Annotated in this window: 14 protein-coding genes; 9 read left to right on the forward strand and 5 right to left on the reverse strand. The window is 69.2% G+C overall.

Features of this window, described 5'->3' with window-relative positions; translation table 11 throughout:
* Nucleotides 1-231 precede the first annotated feature (231 nt).
* Both radA and disA read left to right on the forward strand, forming a co-directional pair.
* Nucleotides 232-1641, forward strand: a complete 1410-nt coding sequence (radA, locus tag ACFYPC_RS10400; RefSeq protein WP_388673457.1) for a DNA repair protein RadA — start codon at nt 232-234, stop codon at nt 1639-1641.
* Nucleotides 1642-1709: 68 nt separating this feature from the next.
* Nucleotides 1710-2834, forward strand: a complete 1125-nt coding sequence (gene disA, locus ACFYPC_RS10405) for a DNA integrity scanning diadenylate cyclase DisA (RefSeq protein WP_388673459.1) — start codon at nt 1710-1712, stop codon at nt 2832-2834.
* Nucleotides 2835-3026: 192 nt separating this feature from the next.
* On the opposite strand, the gene ACFYPC_RS10410 is transcribed toward disA, so the two are convergent.
* Nucleotides 3027-3863 (reverse strand): hypothetical protein, encoded by an 837-nt coding sequence (locus ACFYPC_RS10410; RefSeq protein WP_388673461.1) that lies wholly within the window; start codon nt 3861-3863, stop codon nt 3027-3029.
* A gap of 346 nt (nt 3864-4209) precedes the next feature.
* Here ACFYPC_RS10410 and ACFYPC_RS10415 point away from each other — a divergent pair, with 346 nt between their 5' ends.
* The 5 genes from ACFYPC_RS10415 to cseC all read left to right on the forward strand — a co-directional run bounded on the left by ACFYPC_RS10415 (nt 4210) and on the right by cseC (nt 8856).
* The gene (locus ACFYPC_RS10415; RefSeq protein WP_388673463.1) at nt 4210-5181 is read left to right on the forward strand and encodes an A/G-specific adenine glycosylase; all 972 of its coding nucleotides are present in this window, start codon (nt 4210-4212) and stop codon (nt 5179-5181) included.
* Nucleotides 5182-5429: 248 nt separating this feature from the next.
* The gene (locus ACFYPC_RS10420) at nt 5430-5981 is read left to right on the forward strand and encodes a SigE family RNA polymerase sigma factor (RefSeq protein ID WP_388673465.1); all 552 of its coding nucleotides are present in this window, start codon (nt 5430-5432) and stop codon (nt 5979-5981) included.
* 86 nt (nt 5982-6067) lie between these two features.
* Nucleotides 6068-6664, forward strand: a complete 597-nt coding sequence (locus tag ACFYPC_RS10425) for a hypothetical protein (protein WP_388673467.1) — start codon at nt 6068-6070, stop codon at nt 6662-6664.
* A gap of 108 nt (nt 6665-6772) precedes the next feature.
* A complete protein-coding gene (cseB, locus tag ACFYPC_RS10430; protein ID WP_388673469.1) occupies nt 6773-7489 on the forward strand; it encodes a two-component system response regulator CseB in 717 nt (238 codons plus the stop codon).
* A 68-nt stretch (nt 7490-7557) separates the two neighbouring features.
* Nucleotides 7558-8856 carry a two-component system sensor histidine kinase CseC gene (gene cseC, locus ACFYPC_RS10435; RefSeq protein WP_388673471.1) on the forward strand — a complete coding sequence of 433 codons (1299 nt, stop codon included), beginning with the start codon at nt 7558-7560 and terminating at the stop codon, nt 8854-8856.
* Between the two features lie 183 nt (nt 8857-9039).
* Here the strand turns inward: cseC and ACFYPC_RS10440 are convergent, their stop codons facing one another.
* Complete coding sequence (locus ACFYPC_RS10440; protein ID WP_388673473.1) at nt 9040-10629, reverse strand: MDR family MFS transporter; 1590 nt, start codon at nt 10627-10629, stop codon at nt 9040-9042.
* 175 nt (nt 10630-10804) lie between these two features.
* Between ACFYPC_RS10440 and ACFYPC_RS10445 the strand changes: the two genes are divergently transcribed.
* Entirely contained in the window at nt 10805-11401 is a 597-nt protein-coding gene (locus tag ACFYPC_RS10445) for a TetR/AcrR family transcriptional regulator (RefSeq protein ID WP_388673475.1), read from the forward strand.
* Between the two features lie 45 nt (nt 11402-11446).
* Here the strand turns inward: ACFYPC_RS10445 and ACFYPC_RS10450 are convergent, their stop codons facing one another.
* The gene (locus ACFYPC_RS10450; protein ID WP_388673477.1) at nt 11447-12055 is read right to left on the reverse strand and encodes a M23 family metallopeptidase; all 609 of its coding nucleotides are present in this window, start codon (nt 12053-12055) and stop codon (nt 11447-11449) included.
* Between the two features lie 542 nt (nt 12056-12597).
* The gene (locus ACFYPC_RS10455; RefSeq protein ID WP_385738223.1) at nt 12598-15126 is read right to left on the reverse strand and encodes an ATP-dependent Clp protease ATP-binding subunit; all 2529 of its coding nucleotides are present in this window, start codon (nt 15124-15126) and stop codon (nt 12598-12600) included.
* Between the two features lie 430 nt (nt 15127-15556).
* On the opposite strand from ACFYPC_RS10455, the gene ACFYPC_RS10460 reads away from it, so the two are divergent.
* Nucleotides 15557-16312, forward strand: a complete 756-nt coding sequence (locus tag ACFYPC_RS10460) for an SCO3374 family protein (protein WP_388673479.1) — start codon at nt 15557-15559, stop codon at nt 16310-16312.
* Here ACFYPC_RS10460 and ACFYPC_RS10465 read toward each other — a convergent pair.
* On the reverse strand, nt 16291-16626 hold the full coding sequence (locus ACFYPC_RS10465; RefSeq protein WP_365429573.1) for an Lsr2 family protein: 336 nt from the start codon (nt 16624-16626) through the stop codon (nt 16291-16293). The genes ACFYPC_RS10460 and ACFYPC_RS10465 overlap by 22 nt on opposite strands.
* Between the last annotated feature and the right edge of the window lie 16 nt (nt 16627-16642).

The following is a 16642-nucleotide window of genomic DNA, read 5'->3' on the forward strand; positions in this document are numbered from 1 at the left end:
CCCGGCGGGGGGGGGGGGGGGGGGGCGGGCGGGGGGGGGGGGGGGGGGGGGGGGGGGGGGGGCCCCCGCGGGCCCCCCCCCCGGGCCGGGCTAGACCGGGCTAGACCGGGCTAGACCGGGGACGGGGACCAAGGCGCCGGGCGAGACCCGGACGGGCACCGGGCACGTATCCAAGTACCCCTGTGCACAGCGCCGACCACGCTGTCAGTGGGCTCGGCTACGGTTCGGTGCATGGCTGCCCGTACGAAATCCGCGAAGGACCGGCCGTCCTACCGCTGCACCGAGTGCGGCTGGCAGACGGCCAAGTGGCTCGGCCGTTGCTCCGAGTGCCAGGCGTGGGGGACGGTCGAGGAGTACGGCGCGCCTCCCGTCCGTACGACGGCCCCGGGCCGGGTCACCACGTCCGCGGTGCCCATCGGACAGGTCGACGGCCGCCAGGCCACCGCGCGCAGCACCGGTGTCCCCGAGCTGGACCGTGTCCTCGGCGGCGGTCTGGTCCCCGGCGCGGTCGTCCTCATCGCGGGTGAGCCGGGCGTCGGCAAGTCCACGCTGCTGCTGGACGTGGCGGCGAAGGCGGCGAGCGACGAGCACCGCACGCTGTATGTGACGGGCGAGGAGTCGGCCGGTCAGGTGCGGCTCCGCGCCGACCGGATCAAGGCGATCGACGACCACCTGTACCTGGCCGCCGAGACCGATCTGGCCGCCGTGCTCGGTCACTTGGACGCGGTGAAGCCGTCCCTGCTCATCCTGGACTCCGTACAGACCGTCGCCTCCCCGGAGATCGACGGCGCACCGGGCGGCATGGCCCAGGTCAGGGAGGTCGCCGGCGCGCTCATCCGCGTCTCCAAGGAACGCGGCATGTCCACCCTCCTGGTCGGCCATGTCACCAAGGACGGCGCGATCGCGGGCCCCCGTCTCCTCGAACACCTCGTGGACGTCGTCCTGAGCTTCGAGGGCGACCGGCACGCGCGCCTCAGGCTCGTCCGAGGGGTCAAGAACCGATACGGGACGACGGACGAGGTCGGCTGCTTCGAGCTGCACGACGAGGGCATCACAGGCCTCGCCGACCCGAGCGGCCTCTTCCTGACCCGTCGCGCCGAGGCGGTCCCCGGCACCTGTCTGACGGTCACTCTGGAAGGCCGCCGCCCCTTGGTGGCCGAAGTGCAGGCGCTCACTGTCGACTCACAGATCCCCTCCCCCCGTCGTACCACCTCCGGTCTGGAGACCTCCCGTGTCTCGATGATGCTCGCCGTCCTGGAGCAGCGCGGCCGGATCACCGCCCTCGGGAAGCGGGACATCTACTCGGCGACGGTCGGCGGCGTGAAGCTCTCCGAGCCCGCCGCGGACCTCGCGATCGCGCTCGCCCTCGCCTCCGCGGCGAGCGACACCCCGCTCCCGAAGAACCTCGTGGCGATCGGCGAAGTAGGGCTCGCGGGCGAGGTCAGACGGGTCACGGGCGTGCAGCGCCGGCTCGCGGAAGCCCACCGGCTGGGCTTCACGCACGCCCTCGTCCCGACCGACCCCGGCAAGATCCCTCCCGGCATGAAGGTCCTGGAAGTCGCCGACATGGGGGCCGCGCTGAGCGTCCTCCCGCGCTCTCGTCGTCGAGAGGCCCCACGGGAGGAGGAAGCGCGCCGGTAGACTTTGCCCTGGTCCTGCCCGTCGTGAAGAACTGAGGGCGACCCGAAACCCGCGACCGGAGGAGTGCAGTGGCAGCCAACGACCGGGCGGCAGCTCCCGGAAAGTCCGGTGGGAGCTCCGGTGCCGATGGCCTGATGCGCGCCGCCCTGAGCGCCGTGGCACCCGGCACGGCGCTGCGTGACGGGCTCGAGCGGATCCTCCGCGGCAACACGGGCGGCCTCATCGTGCTCGGCTGGGACAAAACCGTCGAATCGATGTGTACCGGCGGATTCGTCCTGGATGTCGAGTTCACCTCGACACGACTGCGCGAGCTGTGCAAGCTCGACGGCGGCATCGTCATCGACAAGGACATCACCAAGATCCTTCGGGCGGGCGTCCAGCTGGTGCCCGACCCGACGATCCCCACGGAGGAGACGGGCACGCGGCACCGCACCGCGGACCGGGTGAGCAAGCAGGTCGACTACCCCATCGTCTCGGTCTCCCAGTCGATGCGTCTGATCGCCCTCTACGTGGACGGCCAGCGCCGCGTCCTGGAGGACTCCGCGGCGATCCTCTCCCGCGCCAACCAGGCCCTCGCGACCCTGGAGCGCTACAAGCTCCGCCTCGACGAGGTCGCGGGCACCCTGTCGGCCCTGGAGATCGAGGACCTGGTGACGGTCCGCGATGTCTCGGCGGTGGCCCAGCGGCTGGAGATGGTGCGCCGGATCGCCACCGAGATCGCCGAGTACGTGGTCGAGCTGGGCACCGACGGGCGCCTTCTCGCCCTCCAGCTCGACGAGTTGATCGCCGGCGTCGAGCCCGAGCGTGAACTCGTCGTACGGGACTACGTGCCCGAGCCGACCGCCAAGCGCTCCCGCACGGTCGACGAGGCCCTCTTCGAGCTCAACGCGCTCAGTCACGCCGAGCTGCTCGAACTCTCCACCGTGGCGCGGGCGTTGGGCTACACCGGCTCCCCCGAGGCGCTGGACTCGGCCGTCTCCCCGCGCGGTTACCGTCTGCTCGCCAAGGTGCCCCGTCTGCCCGGCGCGATCATCGACCGCCTGGTGGAGCACTTCGGAGGCCTGCAGAAGCTTCTCGCCGCCAGCGTCGACGACCTTCAGACGGTCGACGGTGTGGGTGAGGCGCGGGCGCGCAGTGTCCGGGAAGGTCTCTCCCGGCTGGCGGAGTCGTCGATTCTGGAGCGGTACGTCTGACGAGGCCGGGCCGGGCCTGAGCACCGAGCCGGACCTGAGCACCGAGCCGGACCTGAGCACCGAGCCGGACCTGAGCACCGGGCCGGGCCGGCCGGCTGCCCAGGGGCCGCGCCCGCCCCGCCCTGAGGTGACTTCAGCTCCAGCTGGGCTCTGCGTTCAATCCTTGGAAAGTGTTCAGTCCCTGGAAAGCGTTCAGTCCTTGGAAAGCACGAACGACGTCTGCGCCTTCGTCAGTCCCGGCGCCTGCGCCTCCACCAAGTAGGTGCCCGCGGTCGCCGAAATCGCGGGCGGCGTGGCGCACTCGGGGGCGCTGGCCTTGCGGTCCCACTCCACCGTGTAGGTCACCTGCCCGTTGGCCGAGACACGGAAGAGGAGGCTGCCGGAACCTGTCGGGCAGTCGCCGGAGGACCAGATGTCGTCGTCACTTCCGGCCTGGGTGATCGTCAGGACGGTGCCCTTCGGGCCGAGGTCGACCTTGCAGTCGCTGCCGGACGAGTTCGTGGCGGTGAGCTCGAACGTGGGCTTCTCGCCGGGTGCGTAGCTGTTGCGCACGCTGCTCAGCGTCAACTTGACGGCGCTCGCGGTGCAGTTGGGGAGAGAGGAACCGGCCGGAAGCTGATCTGCCGATCCTCCGGCGCCGTTGGAGCCGTTGGAGCCGTCGTCGGTACCGGTACCGCCGCTTCCACTTGAGTCCCCGGAACCGGCGGTGGACCCGGCGCCGGCGCCGGAACCGGACCCGTCATCGGACCCGTCGTCGGAGCCGCTGCCACCCGTTCCGGCCGTCGACTCCTCGCGCCCGCCCGGGTTTTCACTGATCGCGGGACCTGAACCGGACGGCCCTGGGGTGATCGTCGAGGGCACGGGGTTCTTCCCGTTGGACCCGTCCCCGTTGTTCGACCCGCCCCCGCCGGAGCCGACCACCCACACGATCAGCAGCGCCAACAGGGCAACCAGAGACAGCAGAACGGCCCTCCGACGCCAGTAGATGGTGGAGGGAAGCGGCCCGACCGGATTGCGCAGTGATCCCACGGCGCAAACTGTACGAGAGATCCGCGTCGTCGCTTGCCCCCACCCGCCGCCCTGGGCCAGCTTTTTCCGGATCATCATTCCGGGCTACGTGCTTATGGGGACCGGGGATTGGGCTTTTTCGCCCCCTCCGCCCCTACCCGTCCCGTACCTGGGGGCTGCGCCCCCAGACCCCCGCTTCGGCCTGAACGGCCTTGTCCTCAAACGCCGGACGGGCTGAAACGGGGCGTAGCCCCGCAAGGAAGGGGACGGGAAGGGGCGAAGGGGCGAAGGGGCGAAGAAACCACCCCATCCGACCGGCACCAGCAGACAACCCCGGCCACCCCCACATGGCAGGATCGACCCCGTCATGACTGCACCCACCAAACCCACGCCCCAGTCCGCCACAGCCACCACGGCCGCCACCGGTGCCGGCACCGGCACCGGCACCGGCACCGGCACCGGCACCGGCGAGACCCTGCACACCCCCGTCATCGCCTGGTTCGACGCGCACGCCCGTGACCTTCCGTGGCGCCGTCCGGAGGCCGGGCCCTGGGGAGTGATGGTCAGCGAGTTCATGCTGCAGCAGACTCCGGTGAACCGTGTGCTGCCCGTGTACGAGCAGTGGCTGTCCCGCTGGCCCCGGCCCGCCGACCTGGCCAAGGAGCCGCCGGGCGAAGCGGTTCGCGCCTGGGGCCGCCTCGGCTATCCCCGCCGCGCACTGCGTCTGCACGGCGCCGCGGTGGCCATAACGGAACGGCACGGTGGCGACGTACCGGCGGAGCACGCGCAACTGCTCGCGCTGCCCGGTATCGGGGAGTACACGGCGGCGGCGGTGGCCTCGTTCGCGTACGGCCGGCGTCACGCCGTACTGGACACGAACGTACGGCGGGTCTTCGCGCGCGCGGTCACCGGTGTGCGGTACCCCCCGAACGCGACGACGGCGGCCGAGCGCAAGCTCGCCCGGGCGCTGCTGCCCGACAGTGAGCGGACCGCCTCCCGCTGGGCCGCCGCCTCCATGGAGCTGGGCGCGCTCGTCTGCACGGCGAAGAACGAGACGTGTGACCGCTGCCCGATCGCGGCGCGTTGCGCGTGGCGCCTGGCCGGGAAGCCCGAGCACGAAGGGCCGCCGCGGCGCGGCCAGACGTACGCCGGTACCGACCGCCAGGTCCGCGGCAAGCTTCTCGCCGTACTCAGGGAGGCCGTCACCCCGGTCCCGCAGGCCGCCCTGGACCGCGTATGGGCCGAACCGGTACAGCGGGCCCGCGCCCTCGACGGCCTCGTCGCCGACGGGCTCGTGGAGCCTCTCCCTGGCGGTCTGTACCAGCTCCCCTTGACGTAACCCGCGTTACCCGCGTTACCCGCGGAACCGGCGCGACCAGCACGTCAAAACAGCCTCAACCTGGATATAACAGCACCCCGCCTTACCCATGCCCTACATCCGTTACACAACCGACGGACAGCCGCGCGTTCTCCGCATGCTGGCTCGGACAGGCCCGTGACAACCCTTCCGTAGCTTCTTCTCAGGCAACGGACAACCGGCGCCGGCGACAGCCGGCAGGCCGGAAACGGGGATGGAGGCGGTTGATCATGGCGCACGGCGAGGTGCTCGAATTCGAGGAGTACGTCCGCACCCGGCAGGACGCGCTGCTGCGCAGTGCCCGCCGCCTGGTCCCCGACCCCGTCGACGCCCAGGACCTGCTGCAGACCGCGCTCGTGCGGACGTACGGCCGCTGGGACGGCATCGCGGACAAGCGGCTGGCCGATGCCTACCTGCGGCGCGTGATGATCAACACGCGGACCGAGTGGTGGCGGGCCCGGAAGCTCGAAGAGGTACCGACCGAGCAGCTTCCGGACGCCTGCGTCGAGGACTCCACCGAGCAGCACGCGGACCGCGCCCTGCTGATGGACATCATGAAGGTGCTGGCTCCCAAGCAGCGCAGTGTCGTGGTGCTGCGACACTGGGAGCAGATGTCCACGGAGGAGACGGCCGCCGCCCTCGGCATGTCGGCCGGTACGGTCAAGAGCACGCTGCACCGGGCCCTGGCCAGGCTCCGCGAGGAGCTGGAGAACCGGGACTACGAGGAGCGCGGCGCACGCGCGCTCGAAGCGAGTGAGGGGCGGGAGCGTTGCGCGGCGTAGAAGACGGGGCCAGGCAGGTCGGACGGGCCGGCTCGGTCCGGTCCTCCCGGTCGGCCCGGCGGGCTTTGAAGGCGGGGAGTGCGGCGGTGGCCGAACTCGCCGCCCTCGGCCTTTTCCTGACCGCCTGCGCGACGGGCGGCACAGGAGCCCGTGACGAGGGTCCCGCGGGCAGCGAAGCCGTCGTGCCCAGCACCGCGCAGACACCCGCCGCTTCCGCGACCAAGGCACCCCAGCGCGTGGACGCGGTCAAGCTCGTCAAGAACGATCCGGAGGTCAGCCCGACGGTCAAGAGCGCCCTAAAGCCCTGCGTCGCCGACGAGTACCCGGTCGACGTGTCGTACGGGAAACTGACCGGCGGAACCTCGAACGACGTCGTGGTCAACGTGATGACCTGCGCCGATGCCGTCGGCGTCGGCTCGTATGTGTACCGCGAGAAGGACGGCAGGTACCAGAACGTCTTCAAGGCCGAGGAGCCTCCGGTCTACGCCGAGATCGACCGGGGTGATCTGGTGGTCACTCAGCAGCTGTACGCGAAGGGCGACCCGATGTCGTATCCCTCCAGCGAAGAAGTGATCACCTACGCCTGGTCCGCGAACCACTTCGCGGAGGAGTCCCGGATCCACAACGACTACAGCAAAGCAGTGGGCGGCTCGGAAGCGCCCACCCCCGCGGCGGACAACTGAGAACGACAACTGAGATCGACAGCTCAGAACGACAACGCAGATCAAGGGATGGCAGAGCCTCGGATGGCAGAACACCGGATGTCGGAGCATCGGATGCCGGAGAATCGGTTGACAGAGCAGACCCACGTCCTGTTCGTCGAGGACGACGACGTCATCCGCGAGGCCACACAGCTCGCGCTGGAGCGGGACGGCTTCGCGGTCACCGCGATGCCCGACGGACTGTCGGGCCTGGAGGCGTTCCGCGCGAACCGCCCCGACATCGCGCTCCTGGACGTCATGGTGCCCGGTCTTGACGGCGTCAGTCTGTGCCGCCGTATCCGCGACGAGTCGACCGTCCCCGTGATCATGCTGTCCGCGCGCGCCGACTCGATCGACGTCGTCCTGGGGCTGGAGGCGGGCGCGGACGACTACGTGACCAAACCGTTCGACGGCGCCGTCCTGGTCGCGCGCATCCGCGCGGTGCTGCGCCGCTTCGGGCACGCGAGCGGTCCGTCGAACAGCGCGGGCACGGAGGGGCACTCATCGGCCGCCGGCAGTGTGCTCTCCTTCGGCCACGGCGATCTGGAGATCGACACCGAGGGCATGGAGGTCCGCAGGGGCGGTACGCCGGTGGCACTGACGCCCACCGAGATGCGGCTGCTCCTGGAGTTCTCGTCGGCGCCGGGCACGGTCCTGAGCCGCGACAAGCTGCTCGAACGCGTGTGGGACTACGGCTGGGGTGGTGACACCCGCGTCGTCGACGTCCATGTGCAGCGGCTGCGTACGAAGATCGGCCAGGACCGCATCGAGACGGTCCGCGGCTTCGGCTACAAGTTGAAGGCCTGAGCAGGGGTATGCGGGGGATATTCAGCCGCCGGGTGCGGGAGAGAGCAGCCCGGGCGACGAGCAACGGGATGGGCGTCCGGACCGGCATCCGATGGAAACTCAGCGCCGCGATCGCCCTCGTCGGCGCGTTGGTCGCGATCGCGCTGAGCCTGGTCGTGCACAACGCCGCGCAGGTGTCGATGCTCGACAACTCGCGTGATCTGGCGGATGAGCGCCTCCAGGTCGCGCAGCGCATGTACGAGTCGGGGCGGACGCTGGCCTTCGGGGTCGAGGTCGACGACCCGTCCATCCCGGCGGACCTGCTGGCGAAGGTCGCACAGGGGCGACGGGCGACCTACGTGTCCGACGGCCCGAGCGGCGTGCCGGACATCTGGGCCGCCGTGCCGCTCAAGGACGGCCGCGTCCTCTCGCTCCACACGGGTTTCACGGACCGCAACAGCGACGTGATGACCGACCTCGACAAGGCGCTGCTCATCGGCTCGATCGCGGTCGTCTTCGGCGGCAGCGCACTCGGCGTGCTCATCGGCGGCCAGTTGTCGCACCGGCTGCGCAAGGCCGCCGCCGCGGCGAACCAGGTCGCCTCGGGAGGGACAGAGGTCCGGGTGCGGGACTCCATCGGCGGGTTCCTGCGCGACGAGACCGACGACCTGGCACGGGCGGTGGACGCGATGGCGGACACGCTCCAGCAGCGCATCGAGGCCGAGCGCCGGGTGACCGCCGACATCGCGCACGAGCTGCGTACGCCGGTGACGGGCTTGCTGACGGCGGCGGAACTGCTGCCCCCCGGCCGGCCGACCGAGCTCGTCCGCGACCGCGCCCAGGCCATGCGCACCCTCGTCGAGGACGTCCTGGAGGTCGCGCGGCTGGACGGCGCCTCCGAGCGGGCCGAGCTGCAGGACCTCCTGCTCGGCGAGTTCGTGTCGCGGCGGGTGACGGCCAAGGACGCGGACATCGACGTACGTGTCGTGCACGAGTCGGAGGTCACCACGGACCCGCGCCGCCTGGAGCGCGTGCTGTTCAACCTCCTCGCCAACGCGGCACGGCACGGCAAGCCGCCGGTCCAGGTGACGGTCGAGGGCCGTGTCATCCGCGTACGGGATCACGGTCCCGGCTTCCCGGCGGCGCTCCTCGTCGACGGCCCGCGCCGCTTCCGCACCGGCAGCCCCGACCGAGCCGGCCACGGCCACGGTCTCGGCCTCACCATCGCCGCGGGCCAGGCCCGAGTCCTCGGCGCCCGGCTGACCTTCCGCAACGTCCTGCCCCCCGGCGCCCCGGACGACGTCCCCGCCGAGGGCGCGGTCGCCGTCCTGTGGCTACCGGAACACGCCCCGACGAACACGGGAAGCTACCCGATGCTGCCGGACTAGCACCTTTCAGTCCGCCCGCGGCTGGATACCTCCAGCCCCGGGCGGCGTTCGACGACCAGAACGGGACGGGCAAGGGCGGAGGGGGCGAAGAGACCCGCGACCCCAGCCCCGTACACGAAAAAGCGAAGACCCCCGGGGCGGACAACGCCGGGGGTCTTCGGGCCGAGAAGGAGTGAACGCGCCTCAGACGGCCTCTGCAACCGTCTGCTTCACCCCGGCGGCGTCCCCAGCCGCACCATCCTCGACCGGCTTCGGCGCCCCCGCCCCCTTCAGCGGGACCTCCTTCACGAACAGCGCCGCCAGCAGCGCGACCACGGCCACCGCCGCCCCCAGCAGGAACGCGGAGTGCGTCCCGGAGGACACCGCGTACTGGTACGCCTCCCGTGCCGGCGCCGGCAGCTTCGCCAGGCTCGCCGCGTCGAGCTGTGCGGACTGCTCGGTCACCTGGGACCCGAGCGCCCCGGCCCGCTCGGCCATCACGTCCGTCACCCGCTGGTTGAACAGCGCACCCATGATCGCGACGCCGAAGGAGGAGCCGAGCGTACGGGCGAGGGTGCTCGTCGAGGACGCGACGCCCATGTCCTTCATCTCGACGCTGTTCTGCGCGACCAGCATGGTGATCTGCATCAGGCAGCCCATGCCGGCGCCGACCACGGCCATGTACAGCCCGGACGTCAGCCGGGTCGTCTCGGTGTCCATCTGCGAGAGCAGAAACAGGCCGACCGTCATGAGCGCACCGCCGACGAGCGGAAAGACCTTGTACCGGCCGGTGTTGGTGGTGACCCGTCCGGCCACCATCGAGGTGACGAGCATCGCGCCGAGCATCGGAAGGAGCAGCAGCCCGGAGTTGGTCGCGGACGCACCCTGCACCGACTGCTGGTAGAGCGGAAGGAAGAGCGTCGCACCGAACATCACGAAACCGGTGATGAAGGCGATGACCGACATGAGGGTGAAGTTGCGGCTGCGGAAGATGTGCAGCGGTACGACCGGCGCGACGGCCTTGGTCTGCACGAAGACGAACCCGACGAGCGCGACGACACCGATGGCGATGAGTTCCATGATGCGGGCGGAGCCCCAGGCGTACTCGCTGCCGCCCCAGGTGGTGACGAGCACGATGGACGTGATGCCCAGGGTGAGCAGCCCGGCGCCCAGATAGTCGATCCGTCCCTCCACCCGCTTCTTCGGCAGGTGCAGTACGGCACTGACCGCGAGGAGCGCGACGATGCCGAGCGGCAGGTTGATGTAGAAGGACCAGCGCCAGCCCCAGTGGTCGGTGATGGTGCCGCCGACCAGCGGCCCGGCGATCATGGCAAGCGCCATCACGCCGGCCATCATGCCCTGGTACTTGCCCCGCTCACGCGGCGGAATGAGGTCCCCGATGATCGCCATGACGCCGACCATCAGACCGCCTGCGCCCAGCCCCTGAATCGCCCGGAACCCGATCAGCTGTTCCATGTCCTGCGCCATGCCGCTCAGCGCGGACCCGATCAGGAAGATCACGATCGAGGTCATGAAGGCGCCCTTGCGCCCGTACATGTCGCCGAGCTTGCCCCAGATGGGGGTGGAGGCCGCGGTCGCGAGGGTGTACGCCGTCACCACCCACGACAGGTGTGCAAGTCCCCCCAGGTCGCCCACGATCGTCGGCATCGCGGTGCCCACGATCATGTTGTCGAGCATCGCCAGCATCATCGCGACCATCAGCGCGAACAGGACCACGCGCACGCTGCGTGGCTGCTTCTCGGGTTCTGCCACCACTCCGGCGTTGTCCGCCATCGTTCCCACTCCCCTGTGTCCAGCTACCGCCGGCCGACTACTTACTTGCCGACCGGCAAGTGTTGACTACACTCGGGAAAGTAGACCGCCAACTAGCCGGGCGTCAAGCAAGTTTTGCCGCGCTTTACCAGCCGGGCGACAGGTAAGTTTCCAAGGGAGCGCGAGGAGCACGAGAATGGGCGGCACCATGGATGGCACCAAGCGACAGCGCCGCGGGGACACCCGCCAGCGCATCCAGGACGTGGCCCTCGAACTCTTCTCGGAGCAGGGCTACGAGAAGACCTCGCTGCGCGAGATCGCCGAGCACCTCGACGTCACGAAGGCCGCGCTCTACTACCACTTCAAGACCAAGGAAGAGATCCTCATCAGTCTCTTCCAGGACCTGACGCGCCCTCTCGACGAGCTGATCGAGTGGGGCAGGCGGCAGCCACACACCCTGGACACCAAGAAAGAGGTCCTGCGCCAGTACAGCGAGGCCCTCACCGGCGCCGCCCCGCTCTTCCGCTTCATGCAGGAGAACCAGGCGACGGTACGAGAGCTCAGCATCGGCGAGACGTTCAAGGACCGCATGCTCAGCATGCTCGACATCATCAAGGAGCCCGAGTCGCCGCTGACCGACCAGGTCCGCTGCATCAGCGCGCTCTTCACGATGCACGCCGGGATGTTCGTCCTCAGAGACGTCGAAGGCGACCCCGAGGAGAAGCGCAAGGCAGTCCTGGAGGTCGCTGTCGACCTGGTGACGCAGGCACACGGAGGCGCCGCCACTTCCTGACGGCCTGGCGCTCCCTGACGTTTCCTGGCGCTTGCTGGCGCTCCCTTAGACGGTCACGCCCTTGGAGCGCAGGAAGGCGACGGGGTCGACGGCGGACCCGTAGTTGGCGGTCGTACGGATCTCGAAGTGCAGGTGGGGCCCGCTGGAGTTGCCGGTGTTGCCGGACAGCGCGATGCGCTGACCCGTCTTGACGACCTGGCCGGCCTTCACCTTGACCTTCGATAGGTGGGCGTACTGCGAGTACGTGCCGTTGCCGTGCTTGATGACGATGGCATTGCCGTACGCGGGCCCGTCACCGGCGCCGTTCGGACCGGCCTTGACGACGGTGCCGCCGTGCGCGGCGACGACCGGGGTCCCGGTGACCACCGCGAAGTCCTGCCCGGAATGGGTCGACGACCACATGGTGCCGGCCTGGGCAAAGCTGGCGGACAAGGTGTACTTCTTCACCGGGTCGACCCAGGCGGCCTTGGTGGCTGCCTTGGTAGCGGCCTTCGCCTGCGTGGCGCTCGCGGCGGTGACGGTTCCGCTGCTGTTTGCGGCGGCCGCGACCCCGGCGCCCAGCACGACCGAGGCGCCGAGGCCGACGGCCAGGACAGCCGCCCGCGTGCGGATCAGGGACGTACGGGAGTGACGGGACGTGACGCGCTTCGACATGGGGACCTCACGGAGACGGGGACGGAAAGCCCACCCGACGAAGGGACACCCGCCGGATGGACCACCCCTTGGTAACCCGCACACCCACAGACCCCCAAACACGCCATCTACGATGAAAGGCCGTACTTGACCACAAAACTTACGTGACCTTGACAGACGCCCCACCTCGTACGGAATCTTCCGGATTCTTTCCCTGAAGGGTGGTTTAACCCCACTTCGAGCCGTCGCATCCCAAGGGACTGACCGCGCCCGCCCGCACCCGCCGGGGGCGCCGGACACTTCACTCGACCGCCAACCCAAAGGTCCGTTTTATCCATATAGGGCTTTCCACTATTCCGCCTAGTACCGGACAAAACGCCTGTGTGTCATATCACCGGCTGCCGCGATCCGGGCCCGCGGAAATGTGACGGGGCCTACGCTCGGGTCGAGCCTGATCGGCAACCCCCCGGGCCTACGCGCCGTACGAGACACCGCATGAAAAGGGGCCGCCCCAGGACCGAAGTCCCGGGGCAGCCCCTCCGTTCAGGCGAGCGCCGTAGCGCCTACGCCTCCTTGCTCAGGTTGGGACCCGCCCCACCCGCGGCCTGCTCGATCGGCGGGACGTCGGGGAGAGCGGACTTCTCCTCGCCGCGGAAGGTGAACTTCTTCGCGTCACCCTCGCCCTCCGTGTCGACGACCACGATCTGGCCGGGGCGCAGCTCGCCGAAGAGGATCTTCTCGGAGAGCAGGTCCTCGATCTCTCGCTGGATCGTCCGGCGCAGCGGCCGGGCGCCCATGACGGGGTCGTAACCCTTCTTGGCGAGGAGCGACTTGGCGGTCGGGCTGAGCTCGAGGCCCATGTCCCGGTCCTTCAGCCGCTCGTCCACCTTGGCGATCATGAGGTCGACGATCTGGATGATGTCTTCCTCGGTGAGCTGGTGGAAGACCACCGTGTCGTCGACACGGTTCAGGAACTCGGGGCGGAAGTGCTGCTTCAGCTCCTCGTTGACCTTGACCTTCATGCGCTCGTAGTTGCTCTTGACGTCACCCGAGGCGGCGAAGCCGAGGTTGAAGCCCTTGGAGATGTCCCGGGTGCCGAGGTTGGTCGTCATGATGATGACCGTGTTCTTGAAGTCCACGACCCGGCCCTGGGAGTCGGTCAGACGACCGTCCTCCAGGATCTGGAGAAGCGAGTTGAAGATGTCCGGGTGAGCCTTTTCGACCTCGTCGAAGAGAACCACCGAGAACGGCTTCCGACGGACCTTCTCCGTCAGCTGGCCACCCTCTTCGTAACCCACGTAACCGGGGGGCGAACCGAAGAGACGCGACACCGTGTGCTTCTCGCTGAACTCCGACATGTCGAGGGAGATCAGCGCGTCCTCGTCGCCGAAGAGGAACTCCGCGAGGGTCTTCGACAGCTCGGTCTTACCGACACCCGAGGGGCCGGCGAAGATGAACGAACCACCGGGACGCTTCGGGTCCTTCAGACCCGCTCGCGTACGACGGATCGCCTGCGAGAGCGCCTTGATGGCGTCCTTCTGGCCGATGACCCGCTTGTGGAGCTCGTCCTCCATGCGCAGCAGACGCGAGGACTCCTCCTCGGTGAGCTTGAAGACCGGGATGCCCGTGGCCGTCGCCAGGACCTCGGCGATCAGCTCGCCGTCGACCTCGGCGACGACGTCCATGTCGCCGGCCTTCCACTCCTTCTCCCGCTTGGCCTTGGCGGCCAGGAGCTGCTTCTCCTTGTCGCGGAGGGAGGCGGCCTTCTCGAAGTCCTGCGAGTCGATCGCGGACTCCTTGTCGCGGCGCACGCCCGCGATCTTCTCGTCGAACTCGCGGAGGTCCGGCGGAGCGGTCATCCGGCGGATGCGCATCCGGGAGCCGGCCTCGTCGATCAGGTCGATCGCCTTGTCGGGGAGGAACCGGTCCGAGATGTAACGGTCCGCGAGCGTCGCGGCCTGCACCAGAGCCTCGTCCGTGATGGAGACGCGGTGGTGGGCCTCGTAGCGGTCCCGCAGGCCCTTGAGGATCTCGATCGTGTGGGGGAGGGAAGGCTCCGCCACCTGGATCGGCTGGAAGCGGCGCTCAAGGGCCGCGTCCTTCTCGAGGTGCTTGCGGTACTCGTCCAGAGTCGTCGCACCGATGGTCTGCAGCTCGCCGCGGGCCAGCATCGGCTTCAGGATCGAAGCCGCGTCGATGGCGCCCTCGGCGGCACCCGCACCGACCAGCGTGTGCAGCTCGTCGATGAACAGGATGATGTCGCCGCGGGTGCGGATCTCCTTGAGCACCTTCTTGAGGCGCTCCTCGAAGTCACCGCGGTAGCGGGAGCCGGCGACCAGTGCGCCGAGGTCCAGGGTGTAGAGGTGCTTGTCCTTGAGGGTCTCGGGCACCTCGCCCTTGACGATGGCCTGGGCGAGGCCCTCGACGACGGCGGTCTTGCCGACGCCGGGCTCACCGATCAGGACCGGGTTGTTCTTCGTACGACGGGACAGCACCTGCATGACCCGCTCGATCTCCTTCTCGCGCCCGATGACCGGGTCGAGCTTGGACTCACGAGCGGCCTGGGTGAGGTTCCGGCCGAACTGGTCGAGGACCAGGGACGTCGAGGGAGTGCCCTCGGCGGGACCGCCACTGGCGCCGGCGGTCTCCTTGCCCTGGTAGCCGGAGAGCAACTGGATGACCTGCTGCCGCACCCGGTTGAGGTCTGCGCCCAGCTTGACCAGGACCTGGGCGGCGACGCCCTCGCCCTCACGGATCAGGCCGAGCAGGATGTGCTCCGTGCCGATGTAGTTGTGGCCCAGCTGAAGGGCCTCGCGGAGCGAAAGCTCCAGGACCTTCTTGGCACGGGGGGTGAAGGGAATGTGCCCGGACGGGGCCTGCTGACCCTGCCCGATGATCTCCTCCACCTGCTGGCGGACCGCCTCGAGCGAAATCCCGAGGCTCTCCAGGGCCTTAGCGGCGACACCCTCACCCTCATGGATCAGGCCCAGGAGGATGTGCTCGGTGCCGATGTAGTTGTGGTTGAGCATCCGGGCTTCTTCCTGAGCCAGGACGACAACCCGCCGCGCGCGGTCGGTGAACCTCTCGAACATCGTTAATCGCTCCTCAGAGCGGTCAGGCAGTAAGGGGACGCTCCCCTCCCTGTCCTTCCGCAGCTTAGTCCCGCAAGCAGGGACCGCTCATTCCAACTGCCGACACCGTCCTTGGCCTCCTGACCCCGAACGCCGACATCTGCTCCAACCTGATGGTGCGAGACGATGTTCCCGCAGGCCAGGCAGATACCCTCTCCCGCTGTACGCCGATGGCGAACGTGAGATGCCCGAGCCATGCGTGTCGACCCTCCCACTAGGGATGTCTTACCCGCACGCACTGACACTCCATGCCGCGCGCGCCGGTTCCCTCCGCTACGGGCGAACATCCCTGCGCCGCCGATCACCCCCGCACGCCCCCATTTCCCGCACTCTGTGCGTTCATCGGAACACCCAGCGTAACTCCGGAGCCTTTCCGGCTGTTGCTCTTGGCATGATTCCCACCGTTCCCCACCCCCGCAGGCCGCTCGACCCGAGCGACCCCGTGCGGCAGTGGTACGAGAACGAACTCGGCTGGGCGACAGTGCCCGGGGTGCCGGTACGACTTGTCACGGGCCTGCGCTTCGACGTGCTGGACGTGCCGGCTGAGGCCGGATACGCGGCGCTGCGGCACCTGCGAGCGGGCACAGGGTCTCCGGTGGCACTTCACACGGGGCACGGAGCGCGGGGCGAGCGGATGCGGTTCCTGGTCGCCGCGGGGAGCGCGGACGAGCTGCCGGGGCTGCTCGACTGGCTGGAGTGGGGCGCCCTCACGCTGGACCTCGGGGCGATCGGCGCGGGCGGGAGCATCGAGGCTCCTTGGCCACCGGGGATGCCGGGGACGCCGGGCACCGCACAATTGCTGGGGCCGCAGATTTCAGCGCCGCCGGGGACGCCGCGGATTTCAGCGCCGCCGGGAATGCCGCGGGTTCCACCACCGCCGGGCCCGGCTTCCGCACAGGGGGCGGTCTCACCAGGGGCCGGTTCACCGGTGACCAGTCCACAGGGGGCCGCTGTCTGGCTGCGGCCCCCCGAGCCTGGGTGCGAGGTCGAGTCCTCGCTGCCGGCCATGTCGGCGCTGCCGGCACTTTCGGCCGTGGGGGGCGGTGGGGGCGCCCCCGATCTCGTACGACTCGTCGACACGATGGCGACGCAATGCCATCGGGTACGGCTGCGGCGCGCGTGCGCTCAGCCGTTGGCCTTCTCATAGGCCTCACGAATGGCCGCGGGAACCCGGCCACGGTCATTGACCTCGAAGCCGTTCTCCTTCGCCCACGCACGGATCTGCGCGGTGTCCTGGCTGCCACCGGAAGCGACGCGAGCCTTTCCGCGTGCACCCGAAGCGCGGCCCCCCGTACGGCGGCCACCCTTCACGTAGGCGTCGAGAAGGCCACGGAGCTTGTCCGCATTGGCAGTCGTGAGATCGATTTCGTACGTCTTGCCGTCCAACGCGAACGTCACGGTCTCGTCCGCCTCGCCACCGTCGAGGTCGTCGACAAGAAGGACCTGAACCTTCTGTGCCACCGGATTTCCTTTCATC

Origin of the sequence: Streptomyces sp. NPDC005808, from assembly GCF_042871385.1 — a bacterium.
GTDB lineage: Bacteria > Actinomycetota > Actinomycetes > Streptomycetales > Streptomycetaceae > Streptomyces.

Bases quoted from the DNA above. Each gene is read 5' to 3' on its own strand.
- ACFYPC_RS10440 (WP_388673473.1), bottom strand. From the start codon at position 10,629: ATGGCGGACAACGCCGGAGTGGTGGCAGAACCCGAGAAGCAGCCACGC.
- ACFYPC_RS10450 (WP_388673477.1), bottom strand. From the start codon at position 12,055: ATGTCGAAGCGCGTCACGTCCCGTCACTCCCGTACGTCCCTGATCCGC.
- ACFYPC_RS10455 (WP_385738223.1), bottom strand. From the start codon at position 15,126: ATGTTCGAGAGGTTCACCGACCGCGCGCGGCGGGTTGTCGTCCTGGCT.
- cseC (WP_388673471.1), top strand. From the start codon at position 7,558: ATGGGCGTCCGGACCGGCATCCGATGGAAACTCAGCGCCGCGATCGCC.
- ACFYPC_RS10445 (WP_388673475.1), top strand. From the start codon at position 10,805: ATGGGCGGCACCATGGATGGCACCAAGCGACAGCGCCGCGGGGACACC.
- ACFYPC_RS10415 (WP_388673463.1), top strand. From the start codon at position 4,210: ATGACTGCACCCACCAAACCCACGCCCCAGTCCGCCACAGCCACCACG.
- ACFYPC_RS10420 (WP_388673465.1), top strand. From the start codon at position 5,430: ATGGCGCACGGCGAGGTGCTCGAATTCGAGGAGTACGTCCGCACCCGG.
- ACFYPC_RS10460 (WP_388673479.1), top strand. From the start codon at position 15,557: ATGATTCCCACCGTTCCCCACCCCCGCAGGCCGCTCGACCCGAGCGAC.
- radA (WP_388673457.1), top strand. From the start codon at position 232: ATGGCTGCCCGTACGAAATCCGCGAAGGACCGGCCGTCCTACCGCTGC.